Annotated in this window: 9 protein-coding genes and 1 pseudogene; 9 read left to right on the forward strand and 1 reads right to left on the reverse strand. The window is 72.1% G+C overall.

Annotated elements, in window-relative coordinates; genetic code table 11:
• Positions 1-74 precede the first annotated feature (74 nt).
• The 3 genes from AB0N14_RS12530 (at position 75) to AB0N14_RS12540 (ending at position 5,269) form a co-directional block, all read left to right on the forward strand.
• Positions 75-1,967, forward strand: a complete 1,893-nt coding sequence (locus tag AB0N14_RS12530; RefSeq protein WP_366025617.1) for a tetratricopeptide repeat protein — start codon at positions 75-77, stop codon at positions 1,965-1,967.
• Entirely contained in the window at positions 1,964-3,595 is a 1,632-nt protein-coding gene (locus AB0N14_RS12535) for a sulfite exporter TauE/SafE family protein (RefSeq protein ID WP_366025618.1), read from the forward strand. The genes AB0N14_RS12530 and AB0N14_RS12535 overlap by 4 nt, the downstream gene beginning before the upstream one ends.
• A 72-nt stretch (positions 3,596-3,667) precedes the next feature.
• Positions 3,668-5,269, forward strand: coding sequence for a serine/threonine-protein kinase (locus AB0N14_RS12540; RefSeq protein ID WP_366025619.1), 1,602 nt, complete (start codon positions 3,668-3,670; stop codon positions 5,267-5,269).
• A gap of 39 nt (positions 5,270-5,308) precedes the next feature.
• Here the strand turns inward: AB0N14_RS12540 and AB0N14_RS12545 are convergent, their stop codons facing one another.
• Positions 5,309-6,109, reverse strand: a complete 801-nt coding sequence (locus AB0N14_RS12545) for an SGNH/GDSL hydrolase family protein (protein ID WP_366025620.1) — start codon at positions 6,107-6,109, stop codon at positions 5,309-5,311.
• A gap of 320 nt (positions 6,110-6,429) precedes the next feature.
• On the opposite strand from AB0N14_RS12545, the gene AB0N14_RS12550 reads away from it, so the two are divergent.
• From AB0N14_RS12550 to AB0N14_RS12575, 6 genes and pseudogenes are all read left to right on the forward strand, one after another.
• The gene (locus AB0N14_RS12550) at positions 6,430-6,759 is read left to right on the forward strand and encodes a hypothetical protein (RefSeq protein ID WP_366025621.1); all 330 of its coding nucleotides are present in this window, start codon (positions 6,430-6,432) and stop codon (positions 6,757-6,759) included.
• A 94-nt stretch (positions 6,760-6,853) separates the two neighbouring features.
• Positions 6,854-7,061: pseudogene (locus AB0N14_RS12555) on the forward strand (cellulose biosynthesis protein CelD); the annotation flags it as partial.
• A gap of 369 nt (positions 7,062-7,430) precedes the next feature.
• Positions 7,431-8,249, forward strand: coding sequence for a glycosyltransferase family 2 protein (locus AB0N14_RS12560; RefSeq protein ID WP_366025622.1), 819 nt, complete (start codon positions 7,431-7,433; stop codon positions 8,247-8,249).
• Positions 8,246-9,241, forward strand: coding sequence for a glycosyltransferase family 2 protein (locus tag AB0N14_RS12565; RefSeq protein ID WP_366025623.1), 996 nt, complete (start codon positions 8,246-8,248; stop codon positions 9,239-9,241). Before AB0N14_RS12560 ends, AB0N14_RS12565 begins: the two co-directional genes overlap by 4 nt.
• Positions 9,238-10,038: a polysaccharide deacetylase family protein gene (locus AB0N14_RS12570; RefSeq protein ID WP_366025624.1), complete on the forward strand. Its 801-nt coding sequence runs from the start codon at positions 9,238-9,240 to the stop codon at positions 10,036-10,038. Before AB0N14_RS12565 ends, AB0N14_RS12570 begins: the two co-directional genes overlap by 4 nt.
• Positions 10,031-13,693 (forward strand): lipopolysaccharide biosynthesis protein, encoded by a 3,663-nt coding sequence (locus tag AB0N14_RS12575; RefSeq protein ID WP_366025625.1) that lies wholly within the window; start codon positions 10,031-10,033, stop codon positions 13,691-13,693. Before AB0N14_RS12570 ends, AB0N14_RS12575 begins: the two co-directional genes overlap by 8 nt.
• Positions 13,694-13,740 lie beyond the last annotated feature (47 nt).

Below are 13,740 nucleotides of genomic sequence, written 5' to 3' on the forward strand. Positions count from 1 at the left end.
GGCCCGCACTTCCCCGTCCCCCACGGCGCGGGCCGCGCCACCCCGTTTTCCGCCCAGCACATCGAGGAGAGGGCATGTCCCCGCGTACGAACGACAGCGCGCCGGAGACCGGCCACAGCGACCGTGAGCAGGCCGCCCCCGGGAGGCCGACGCTCCGCACCGCGGAGACCGGGCCCGAGAAGGCCGTCAGGGAGGCCTGGGAGCGCGCCTTCGGCGCCGGGGGCGCCGACGCGCCGGCCGGACGAGCCGACGACCTGGGCCCGGCTCCGACTCCAGCGGCCGACTCCGCCCGGGACGGCGCTCCGGTCACCGAGTCGGCCGCGCCGAAGGCCGAGGAGGCGGCTCGCGGCGCCCGTAGGACGGAGCCGACGCCCGAGGAGCAAGCATCGGCCGACACGCGGGGCGGTGGACGGACGGCACCTTCGCCACCGGCCGACGGACCCGAGGCGACCGGAGCGACCGGAGCGACCGGGGCCACCGGGGCCACCGGGGCCACCGGGGCGACCGGGGCGACCGGAGCCACCGGGGCGACCGGGGCGACCGGGGCGACCGGGGCGACCGGGGCACAGGCTGCCGCGACAGCGGAGTCCCCCGGCGCAACCGACGAGCGGGTGGCCGCTGTGCGGCGGTTCTCCGCTGCCGGGCGGCGGCGGGGTGCGCGGCTCGTGGTCTGTGCCGCTTCCCTGGCCGTCGCCCTCACGGCCGGGGCCGTGGTCGTCGGGGCCGTGCGGGACAGCGGTACGGCGCCCGTCGCCTCGATGCCCAGCGGGGTGTCGCCCGAGCTCCTCGCCGGTGGCGACCTGGACAGCGGCATCCGGGCGCTGCAGGCCCACCTCCGTGCCCAGCCCCGCGACTACGGCAACTGGGCCACCCTCGGTCTCGCCTACGTCGAGCAGGGCCGGACCAAGGGCGACCCCTCCCGCTATCCGCAGGCCCAGGCCGCGCTGGAGCATTCGCTGCGGGTCCGGCCGGACAACGACGCCGCGCTCGCCGGCCGCGCCGCCCTCGCCGCCGCACGGCACGACTTCACCGGCGCCCTGGACTACGCGGATCAGGCCCTGAAGCAGAACCCGTACAGCGAGCGCGCCCTGTGCTCCCGTATCGACGCCCTCGTCGAACTCGGCCGCTACGCCGACGCCTCGAAGGCCGCCGACCTGGCCGACTCCCGCCACCCGGGCGTCCCCGTCTTCACCCGCTACGCCTACGTCCACGAACTGCGCGGCGACGTGGGCACCGCACGCAGCGTCCTGGAGCAGGCCCTGGCCACGGCCACCTCCCGCGGCGACATCGCGTACGTCGCCACCGCGCTCGGTCAGCTCGCCTGGAACCAGGGCCGGTACAAGACCGCCCTCGACTTCTACGCCCGAGCCCTCGCCGCCGACGACACCTACCTCCCCGCCCTGGAGGGCCGCGCCCGCGCCCAGGCCGCGCAGGGCGACACCGCCGACGCCGTCCACGGCATGGAGCAGGTGGTCGAGCGGTATCCGCTGCCCCAACCCCTCGTGGAGCTGGGGGAGTTGTACGAGGCGCGGGGCACGTCCGGTGACCCGGCCAAGGCCCACGACCAGTACGCTCTCGTCGACGCCTGGGTCTCACTGGCCTGGGCCTACGGCGTCAACGCCGACCTCGACACCGCTCTCGCCGCCGCCGACCACGGCGACCGCGCGGCCGCGCTGAAGACCGCCCGTGCCGAGTGGGCGCGCCGCCACACCGTGCACACCGCCGACGCCCTCGCCTGGGCCCTGCACGTCAACGGCCGCGACCAGGAAGCCCTTCCCTACGCCCGTCAGGCCACGGACACCGGCTACCGCAACGCGGCCTTCCTCTACCACCGCGGCATGATCGAGCGCGTCACCGGTGACACCGACCAGGCGCGGGCCTCGCTCACCGTCGCGCTGAAGCTGAACCCCGCCTTCTCCCCGCTGGGCGCGCGCGAGGCCCGTAAGGCCCTGGAGGCGATGCGGTGAACACCCGTCGTATCGCCGCCTCGGGCGCGGCCCTCCTCACGGCCCTGTGCGTGCTCGTCCTCGGCCCCGCCTCTGCCGCGAGCGCCCACCCGCTCGGCAACTTCACCGTCAACCGCTACGACGGCCTGGTCGCCGCGCCCGGGCAGATGCGCGTCGACCACGTCGAGGACCTCGCCGAGATCCCCGCCACCCAGGCCAGGCCCGACATCACCAGGCTCGGCCTGACCGCGTGGGCCCGGCAGCGGTGCGCGAAGGCCGCCGAGGGCAGCACGCTCACCGTCGGCGGACACCCCGCCCCGCTGAGCGTCCGTACCAGCCGCGCCCAGCTGCGGCCCGGGCAGGCGGGGCTCAACACCCTGCGCGTGGAGTGCCGGCTGATCGCACCGCTGCCCAAGGGCGACACCCTCACCGTCGGCTTCCACAGCGCGGGGGCCACCACCGGGCCCGGCTGGAGGGAGATCACCGCGCGCGGCGACCGTATGACGCTGACCGCGTCCGACGTGCCGAAGACATCCGTGTCCCGCGAACTGACCAGCTATCCGAAGGAGTTGCTCTCCTCACCGGCCGACACCGTCAAGACCTCGCTCCGAGTGCGCCCGGGAGGCGCCGCCCTGGCCGGGGACCAGCGGGACGCGCCCGCCGCGTCGATCCTTCCGCGCGGCGCGGACCGCTGGACGCGCGCGCTGGACAACCTGGTCGCCCGCCACCACCTCACGCTCGGTTTCGCCGCGCTCGCCCTGGTCGTCGCCATCGGCCTCGGCGCGATGCACGCGCTCGCGCCGGGCCATGGCAAGACCCTGATGGCGGCGACGGCGGCGGCCCGCGGGGGCCGGGCCAGGCTCCGGGACGTGCTTCCCCTGGCCGCGTCGGTGACGGTCACCCACACCCTGGGCGTGATCGCCCTCGGCCTGCTGGTCACGGCCGGTTCCGCGGCGGCGCCGTCGGTGATCGCCTGGCTGGGGATGGCGAGCGGCGTCCTGGTCACCGTGGTGGGCGCGTCCCTCGTACGCCGGGCGTGGCGCAACCGGGGCCACGGGCACGCGCACGACCACGGACACGGGCACGCGCACGACCACGGACACGGGCACGCGCACGACCACGGACACGCGCATGCACACGACGACGGGCACGCGCGTGCACACGACGACGGGCACCCCGATGAGCACGACCACGAGCACGAACATCACGCCCACGGTCACGGTCACGGTCAGGAACACACCCACACCCACACCCACACCCACACCCACACCCACGGCGGCATCCCCCACACCCACCCCACCGCACCCACCCTCCGCGGCACGATCCTCCTCGGCTTCGCCGGCGGGCTGGTCCCCAGTCCCTCCGCCGTCGTCGTCCTCGTCGGTGCCGCCGCGCTCGGCCAGGCCTGGTTCGGGCTGCTGCTCGTCGTCGCGTACGGCGTCGGGCTCGCCCTGACGCTGACCGCGGCAGGGTTCGCCGTGGTCAAGCTGGGCAGTGGGATGAACCGCCTCCTGGACCGGCGCCCGCGCTGGACCCAGAACCCGGCGGCCGCCCTGGTGCGCAGGACCGCACCCCTCGGATCCGCCTTCGTGGTCCTCGCCCTGGGCGCCGGACTGGTGTTCAAAGGGGCGGCATCCGCACTCGGTTGAGCTACTTTTGGGGAGAAATCACGCGGAGTGGATACGTGGATACATCGCGCGGATGCGAATGGGGGACGGCCCGTGTCCGAAGAACCGGGCAGTGAACGTGTGATCGCCGGGCGCTACCGTCTGCTGTCCCCCCTCGGCCAGGGCGGCATGGGGACGGTCTGGCGGGCCCGTGACGAGGTCCTGCACCGCGAGGTCGCCGTCAAGGAGGTGCGCGCACCGGCCGGGCTTCCCTCGCCCGAGGTCCAGCGCATGTACACCCGGCTGGAGCGGGAGGCCTGGGCGGCGGCCCGGGTGGCGAACCGGAACGTGGTGACGGTCTACGACGTGGCCCACCAGGACGGCCGCCCCTGGATCGTGATGGAACTGGTCCGCGGCATCGCCCTGTCGGACCTGCTGGACGCGGAGGGACCCCTCTCCGCGCAGCGGGCCGCGCACATCGGCGCCGAGGTGCTGGCGGCCCTGCGCGCCGCGCACGCCGCCGGAGTGCTGCACCGCGATGTGAAACCGGCCAACGTGCTGCTGGCGAACGACGGCCGGGTGGTCCTCACGGACTTCGGGATCGCCATGGTCGAGGGCAGTTCCGCGCTGACGATGACCGGCGAGGTCATCGGCTCCCCCGAGTTCCTCGCTCCGGAGCGGGCACTCGGGCGTACGCCCGGCCCGGAGTCCGACCTGTGGTCGCTCGGTGTGCTGCTGTACGCGGCGGTCGAGGGCAACTCGCCGTTCCGGCACGACACTCCGCTGAGCACGCTCCGTGCGGTCGTCGACGAGGAGCTGCCGCCGCCGCGCCGCGCGGGCCCGCTGGCCCCGGTGATCGAGGGGCTGCTGCGCAAGGACCCGGCCGAGCGGATCCCGGCCGACCGGGCCGAGCGGGACCTGCGGATCATCGCGGCTGGCGGTACTCCGCGCACGGGTGCCGCCGCTTACACGCCGACGGTCGCGGCGTTCCCAAGTCCGACGGAGCCGCCCACCGCGCCGCTTCCTCCGCCGGCCACCACCCGGCCGGCGCCCGCCCCCGCGTACGCCGCTCCGTCCGAGCCGCCGCCGCGCAACCGCCGGGCCGGCATCGTGCTGGTCGCGGGCCTGGCCGCGCTCGTCCTGGCGGTGGCGGGGCTGACGTACGCGCTGGTGAACCGGAACGGCACGGACGGTACGAACAGCGGGGCCGCGCAGGGCGGCACGGTCAGCGGCGGGCCCCCGAGCAGCCCGGAGGTGAGCACGTCGCGGGCCGCTTCCCCCACCCACAGGACCTCGACCGGCGGCGGGGGCGGGGGCGGTCGTACGTCGGGCCCGCCCACCCAGTCGGTCCAGGTGACGGTCACGGGCGCGCACACCGACTACGCGGGGGCCTGTCCGCCGCCGGACGCGAAGGCGCCCACGTTCACGGCGACGTTCACCGTGGGCAGGGTTCCGGTCGACGTGTCCTACCGCTGGGTGACGAAGACGGGACAGGTCTCGGACCCGGGTTGGAAGACGCTGTCGTTCGCGGCGGGTGACGCGAAGACCAAGCAGCGGCAGGTCGTCGTCACCACGTACGAGGAGGGCGGTTCCGTGCGGAACGCGATCGGCGTGGAGGTGCGCAGTCCGGTCGAGGTCACGTCCGAGTCGGTGCCGTTCTCGGTGACCTGTGAGGCGGAGACCCCGTCGGGCGGGGCCTCCCCCTCTTCTTCGTGACGTTCGTGACCGTCGGGTTCCTCGTGAGGTTCGTGACCGTCAGGCCGCGGCGGTGAGCACCGGCAGATAGCCGCCGGACTGGCCGGCCGCGGTCGGGTGGTACGACTGGCCGATGTTCAGCCAGTCGACGCTGTGCAGCCAGGAGTCGCCCGAGCAGATCTCGTGGCCGCTGAAGGTGGTGCGGACGTCGCCGAAGGTGAAGCCGTGGTCGGCGGCGCGCTTGGCGATGGCGGCGTCCAGGTGGTCGGCGGCGCCGTTGATCGCCGACCGCTTGGTTCCGGACAGTCCGAGGCAGGTGGTGCCGAGCTGGTAGAAGCGGGGGTAGCCCAGCACGACCACGTGGGCCGAGGGGGCCTTGGCGCGGATCGCCGAGTAGACGGTGTCCAGTCGGCCGGGCAGGGTCGAGTCGACGTACGCCTTCGCCGTGGCGATCCGGGAGAGGCAGGCGCTGTCGGACTGGAGCACACAGGTCGTCATGACGTCGGAGAAGCCGGCGTCATTGCCGCCGATGGTGATCGAGACGAGCCCGGTGGAGGCGCCGAGGGTGCCGAGCTGATTGTTCAGCACATCGGTGGTCTTGGCGCCGGAGCAGGCCATGAAGCTGAACGAGGCGGGTGCGTGGGTGGCCTGCCACAGGTACGGATAGGCCTTCGTGCTGCGGTCGCAGTCGCCGCTGGAGCTGATGTAGCTGCCGGAGCCGACACCGGAGGAGTAGGAGTCGCCGAGCGCCACATACCCGGTGGCCGCGGCGAGGGGGGACGCCTGCGCCGCGGCGGCCCCGGTGAGGGCGAGGGCGAGGAGGAGCGAACTCATAAAGGTCGCATATCGGGAACGTCTCATGGAACCTCCCTTTAGCAGGATCTCTGCCACAACCGGCATAGCAGTTACGCGTGTTGACAGGAAGTGTCCATGCCAAGACTGGTCGGGATCAGCCGATTCGCCCCCACAGAACGGATGTTTGAAGCGGGCCGAGAACCTGCGCGGGCGGTTTTCGCATCTTGACGCCCTCCCGCTCACTGCGCGACATTGAAGCCCGGCATCCGGCGCTTCGGGGGGCAAAGTCGCCAATGCAGACCTTAGGTATCAAGCCACCTTCACCAGAGAGAGACGAGTGGCCGGGGCGGGGTCCGGGGAGGGACCTGCTTCCGCTGCTCGCGGGCGTGGCCGTCGCGGTAGCGGCGGTCGGCGCGATCCTCGCGCCGAGCGGCTCCGACTCTCCGCTGCGCGGCCCGTTCGCTCTGTTCTTCCTGCTCGCCGCGCCGGCGACGGCCGTGGGAGCAGCCCTGAGGGGGCTGAAACCCTATCCCCGCACGGTGGTGTCCGTGGCGGGAGCGACCGCGATCGACCTTCTGGTCGCCCAGGGCATGCTGGCGGTGCACCGGTGGTCCGTCACCGGCGGGATCGTCGCGGTGACCGTGATCAGCGCCCTCGTCCTCGTGCCGGTCCTGGTACGGCGGCACCGCGGCCGCGCGGCACGAAATCGGGGCTGACGACGTGGACATCGGCGCGCACGGCCCCGGCGAGCCCACGCAGGCCGGCCGGGTGGCGCGGACGGCTCCGCCGTCGACGCCGAAGCCTCCGCCCCGAACGGAATACAAGGACTCCCTGAAGGCATGGGAACGTTCCGTGGGCCAAAGGGTGGGTGACAGCTCGTCACCCTGTCGTGTTCGGACACGGGGCCCGTCGCGCCCCGGTCCGGGCGCCGCACGATGCGGTGCTGCCGCGGCCGGAACTCTTCGAGCCGGCCGTTCGGACACTCAAGCGGATCGGACAAATCCGTTCGAGGAGTTGAATTACGGCCATACCAATAAAAATGCGGACCTTGTCGCAGGTCTTGCCATATCGTCGTAATCGTCAATACCGTCATACATCAACCCGCATCGGTCCATCATCATGCGGTCCAGGGGAGGGCTCAGGTACCGCGATGGTTCCGGCGCGGGGCGCGGTAGGGGGGGTGCCGTGCTCGGCGACCTGAAAGGTCGTACGAGTCGTGCCGCGCGACCGGCTGCCGATCTCCCGGCAGACGGCCACTTTGCCAGCTCACCCGGCATGCACGGAGATCCATGTCGCATGCCGTCGGTGAGTACCCCCCTTTCGAACCGGACACAGAGCCGGACCGTCCAGGGGCGGACGGTCCGACCGGACGAGAGGGACAAGACTCATGAGTTCTGTTCTGCGCCCTGCCTTTTCGGATCAAGGTCCGTTAGCGCAGGGGAAGTACCGGCCGATCTCCTCCCACCTGGCCATCGCGCCGCCGGTGAGCGTGGTGATCCCCGCCATGAACGAGGCGGAGAATCTCCCCTACGTCTTCAAGACCCTTCCGGACTGGATTCACGAAGTGGTTCTTGTGGACGGCAATTCCACCGACAACACCGTGGAGGTGGCGCGCGAGCTGTGGCCTGACGTGAAGGTCGTCGAGCAGCGGGGCAAGGGCAAGGGTGACGCCCTGATCACCGGCTTCGCGGCGTGCACCGGCGACATCATCGTGATGGTCGACGCGGACGGCTCGGCGGACGGTCAGGAGATCGTCAGCTATGTCTCCGCGCTGGTGTCCGGAGCCGACTTCGCGAAGGGCTCGCGGTTCGCGAACGGCGGCGGCACCTCCGACATGACGCCGATCCGCAAGCTGGGCAACCGGGTGCTGTGCGCGATCGTCAACGCCAAGTTCGGCGCCCGCTACACCGACCTGTGCTACGGGTACAACGCGTTCTGGCGGCACTGCCTGGACAAGATCGACCTCGACTGCACCGGCTTCGAGGTCGAGACGCTGATGAACATCCGGGTGGTCACGGCCGGCCTGAAGGTGCAGGAGATTCCCAGCCATGAGTACCTCCGCATCCACGGCACCAGCAATCTGAGCGCGGTGCGCGACGGGCTCCGGGTGCTGAAGGTGATCCTCAAGGAGCGCTCGAACCGGCGTGCGCTGCGCCGCCGTCCGCGCGCGGTGGCGCTCAACTTTCGCCAGGGAGAGCTGTCTTGAGCGATCCGGACATCTCCGTGGTGATCTGCGTCTACACCGAGGACCGCTGGGGGGACATCCTCGCGGCGGTCGCCTCGGTCCGGGCGCAGTCCCGGCCGGCGCGCGAGACGCTGCTGGTCGTGGACCACAACGAGACCCTGCTGGAGAGGCTGACCCGGGAATACAAGGAGGCCCGGGAGGTCCGCGTGCTCGCCAACGCGGGCCCCCGCGGCCTGTCCTCGGGCCGCAACACCGGGATCGACGCCTCGCAGGGGGAGGTCATCGCCTTCCTCGACGACGACGCGGTGGCCGAGCGGGACTGGCTGAAGCACTTCGCCGAAGCATATGAGGACCCGCGGGTCATGGCCGTCGGCGGCCGTACGATGCCGATCTGGGCGTCGGGCCGCCGCCCGGCCTGGTTCCCGGAGGAGTTCGACTGGGTGGTGGGCTGTACGTACAAGGGGCTGCCGCCCGGCCGGGTCCGGGTGCGCAACGTCCTCGGCGGCAACGCCTCCTTCCGCCGCAGCGCGTTCGACGCGACGGGCGGCTTCGCGACGGGCATCGGACGGGACGGCGACAAGCGTCCCCTCGGCTGCGAGGAGACGGAGCTGTGCATCCGCCTGACCCGGGCCAGGCCCGACGCGATCCTGCTGATCGACGACCGGGCGGTGATCCACCACCGGGTGCCTCAGCCGCGCGAGCACTTCGCGTACTTCCGCACCCGCACCTACGCCGAGGGCCTGTCCAAGGCTCTCGTGGCCCGCAGCGTGGGTGCCGAGAAGGGCCTGGAGTCCGAACGCCGCTACACCACCCGGGTGCTGCCCGCCGGGGTGGGCCGCGGCCTGCGCGACGCGCTGCTGACCCGCCCGGGGGGCGCGGGCCGGGCGGGTGCGATCGTCGCCGGGGTGCTCACGGCGGCCGGCGGGTACCTGGTCGGGAGCGTCCGGGCGCGCAGGAGTGGCGCGACCTTCGCCGTGGCCGGCATCCCGGACGGTGAGGGGGCGGCCGCATGAGCGACCAGCCCGTGCCGATCCTCATGTACCACTCGGTGGCGACGGCCCCCAACGAGGCGACGCGCGCGCTGTCGGTGGCGCCCGAGGCGTTCCGCGAGCAGATGGCCCTGCTCGCCGACCTCAAGTTCACGCCCGTCACCACGGCCGACCTGGCGAGGAGCTGGCGGGAGGGCGGCCCGCTGCCCGAGCGGCCCGTTCTCATCACCTTCGACGACGGCTATGAGGGCGTGCACCGGCACGCGCTGCCCGTGCTCGCGCGGCACGGCTTCGCCTCCACGCTGTTCGTCTCCACCGGCTGGATCCGGGGCGCCCACCATATCGGCGGCGGCCTGGACACGATGCTCGACTGGCACCAGGTCCGCGACCTCGTGGACGCCGGGGTCGAGATCGGCGGGCACAGCCACACGCACCCGCAGCTCGACCAGCTCCCCGACGACGCGCTCTGGTTCGAGCTGCTGCGCTGCAAGGAGATCATCGCCGACGAACTCGGCGCCCGCCCGGTGTCGTTCGCCTACCCGTACGGCTACTCCAGCCGCCGGGTGCGCCGCATCGTGCGCGAGGCGGGCTTCGGTCAGTCGCTCGCCGTGGGAAACGCTCTCGCACGCCGCCGCCAGGGCCCGTACGCGCTGCAGCGGGTCACCGCGCGCCGCACCACCGGTGCCGAGGAGTTCGAGCGGCTCGTCCAGGGCCGTGCGATCACCCGCACCTTCGCCAGGGACCGCGCCCTGACCAAGGGGTACGCCATGGTCCGACGAGCACGCAAGGTCCGCCGGAAGGCCATCCGTTCCCGTGTCTGACACGACCACCACGACCCAGGCCGGTGAGGCCACGACCGCGGAAACCGGGCAGCCGTCGGGCCGCCGCCGCCTGCCCGGAAGGGGCGGCGTCCCAGGAGGCGGCAACCAGCTGTTCCGCAACGCCTACGCGCTGATGCTCAACACCGGGATCTCCGCGGTGCTGGGCCTCGGCTACTGGCTGGTCGCGGCCCGCTACTACTCCGACACCGCGGTCGGCCAGGGCTCGGCCGCGATCGCCGCGATGAAGCTCCTCGCCGGGCTCACCGCGGTCACGCTCACAGGTGCCCTGGCCCGCTTCATACCGGTCGCGGGACGCGCCACCGGGCGCCTCATCCTCCGCACCTACGCGGGCAGTTCGCTCGTCGTGGCGATCGCCGCGGGCGTGTTCCTGCTGACGCTGGACCTGTGGGGGCCGTCGTACCGCTTCCTGCACGGTCCCGGACCCGCCCTGGTCTTCGTGGTGGCCGTGGTCTCCTGGAACCTGCTCACGCTCCAGGACGGTGTGCTGACCGGGCTGCGCAGCGCGCTGTGGGTGCCGGTGGGCAACACCGTCTTCTCCGCGGTGAAGCTGCTGCTGCTCGTCGGTTTCGCGGCGGCGATCCCGACGCTGGGCGTCTTCGTCTCCTGGGTCGCGGCCATCGCCACGTCCGTGGTGCCGCTGGGCTGGCTGGTGTTCCGGCGCCTGGTGCCGCGGCACGTCATGGCGACCGAGGACCACGCCAGTCCGCCGTCGATGAAGGAGACCGGGCGGTTCCTGGCCGGCGACTACACCGGCTCGCTGTTCTCGCTGGCCGTTGTCTACCTGGTGCCGGTGATCGTGGCCTCGCAGGTCAGCGCCGCTGACAACGCGTACTTCTACATCACCACCACCATCGGCGGCACGACCAACCTGCTCGCCATCAACATGGGCGCCTCGCTCACCGTCGAGGGCTCGCACGACCCGGCGCGGCTCGCCGCCAACACCCGGGCGGCACTCAAGCGCATGGCCCGGATCATGCTGCCGGTGAGCGGGCTGCTGTTCCTGGGCGCGCCCGTCATCCTGCACGTCTTCGGCGACGGCTACGCGCACGCGGCGACCCCGCTGCTGCGCTGGTTCGCGGTCGGCGCGCTGCTGCGGGTCGTGATGGAGACGTACTTCGCGGTGCTGCGCGCCCAGAGCCGTACCTCCGGGCTCGCCTACCTCCAGGGCCTGCTGTGCGTCCTGGTGCTCGGACTGACCATCCTGCTGCTGCCCCGTATGGGGCTGACCGGGGCGGGCGTCGCGGAGATCTCCAGCCTGGCGGTGATCGTGGCGATCGCCGCACCGAAGCTGCTCAAGATCGTGCGCACGGCCCCGGCGGACGCGGTGCCCGAGGACGCGGCACCGGACGGGGACCTCGCCGACCTCGAGGTCCCCGAGCCGAGGAACGGCCCGTCCTGGGCGAAGAAGCTGGACGCGGACACGCTGGCGCTGGGCATCCATGTGGACTTCGACCACCAGGAACGCAGGCCGGATGTCCGGCGGGGGCCGGGAACGCCGCCGACCGGAACACCGGCCGCGTACAGCGCCATGTCGGGGGCGCGGGACGTGACATCAGCCGGCTACGCCGCGGGGGAGCGAGAAACCACGGACGATCCGCGGTCGAAGGACACTCGGAGCTGTCCCACCGGGCCGATTCTGCCGGGCTGTTTGCTCGTGTCCGCCCTGCTGCTGTACTGGCTGCCCGCCCTGCGACTCGACGACGCCTCCCTGGAGCACATGGGCGGCCTGGGACTGATCTCCGTCCTACCGCTGCCCACCCTGCTCGGCGCGGCCCTCCTCGTCGTGGTGTTCGCCGCCCTGCTCTGGCGCGCCCGCGAGCACAAGGTCCTCTTGCTGGCCACCCTGGTGGCCACCGTCGTGTCGCTGCACGCGCTGCCCGCCGTGATCGAGAGCGAGCCGCGGTTCCCGACGGCCTGGCAGCACCTCGGCTTCCTCGACTACATCGACCGCACCGGGTCGGCCGTGCCGTTCCTGGACGCCCGCTGGAGCTGGCCGGGGTTCTTCGCGGTGGCCGCGTTCGTCGCCAAGGCCTGCGGGGTCACCGACCTCACCGAGGTCATCCGCTGGTGGCCGCTGACCATCCAGCTGCTCTACCTGGCGCCGATGTTCCTGCTGGTCCGCTCGATGCGGGCGAGCTGGCGCGCCAAGTGGACCGGCATCTGGATCTTCGTGCTCAGCGGCTGGGTCGGCCAGGACTACTTCTCCCCGCAGGGCTTCACGTATCTGTTCTATCTCGCCTTCGTGGCGATCCTGCTGATCTGGTTCCGCGTGCCGCGCGTGCTCTGGACCGGGCGGCGCCCCGGCGAGGCCGAGGTGGAGCCCACCAGCCGCGGGCAACGCGCCGTGCTGCTCATGGTGCTGATCGCCCTGTACGCGGCGAGCGTCCCGGCCCACCAGCTCACCCCGTTCATGATGCTGGGCGTGCTCGCGGTGCTCGTCCTGGTGGGCCGCTCCGAACTGCGTGGGCTGCCGGTCCTGTTCGCGGTGCTGGTCATGTTCTGGCTGGCCTTCATGGCGGAGCCGTACTGGTCCGGGCACTTCGACGAACTCTTCGGCGGCGTCGGCGGCGTCGGCAGCAATGTGTCGACGTCCGTCTCCGGCCGTATCCAGGGCGGCGACTCGACGCACAAGCTGGTGCTGTACACACGCGTGCTGCTGGCCGGCGTCGTGATGGCGTTCGCCTGCTGGGGCTGGTGGCGACGGCGCGAGCACAAGTACCGGGAGCGGTCGCTGCCGGTGCTCACCTTCGTGCCGTTCCTGGGCTTCGGCATGCAGTCCTACGGCGGCGAGATGGCCCTGCGCGTGTTCATGTTCGCGGTGCCGGGCGCGGCGCTGCTCTGCGCGCTCGCCCTGTTCCCGCGCACCGGGGTGACGGCCGAGGAGCGGGACAAGGACCGGGCGAGCCTCGCCCCGCTCGCCGCCCTGATGGCGGGCCTGCTGCTGATGGGCGGCTTCCTGGTGGCCCGCTGGGGCAATGAGCCGTTCGAGCGGATCCGCCCCGGCGAGGTCGCGGCCATGGACTATGTGTACGCGCACGACAAGCCGACGGTGCGGCTGCTGTGGCTGAGCAACGACACGGTCAACGACGTGACACCGGCGATGCCGTGGGGCGCCAAGGACATGGAGAAGGTGAACTACGTGCCGACCTTGGCGCCCACCGATCCGGTCCTGGTGTCGGGCCTGGTCAAGTCGCTCAAGGACGCGGGCCCCAATTCGTATCTCATGATCAACCGCAGCCAGGTGACGTATCTCCAGATGGACGTGGGCTACTCGGCGACCTGGGAGTCCCGGCTCATCAAGAACCTGGACGACCGGCAGGAGCTGAAGAAGGTCCTGGTCAACGACGACGTGACCATGTACGCGCTGCGCAAGCAGCCCGCCGACGAGGTCCCACAGCCGCGTCCGGGCCCGATCGGCCCGCGGGTGACCTGGACGCCGTGGTCGGTGGTCGGGGGGCTCGCGGCCGTGGCGCTGGTGCTGATGCTGACGGCGCGGGAGCTGGTGCGGGTCGCGGTACGGCCGGGCGTACGGCAGCTGCGGGTGCTGCAGTCGAGCCTCTGGTTCTCGCTACCGCTGCTGGCGGTGCTGCTGGCCTCGCTGGTGCAGCGGTTCCTGACCATGGGGAAGGGCTGAGCCTCACACGGCCTGCGGAGGCGTACGGAGGGACGCGGGCGTACGAG

Origin of the sequence: Streptomyces sp. NPDC051104 (assembly GCF_040682835.1) — a bacterium.
Lineage (GTDB): Bacteria > Actinomycetota > Actinomycetes > Streptomycetales > Streptomycetaceae > Streptomyces > Streptomyces cynarae.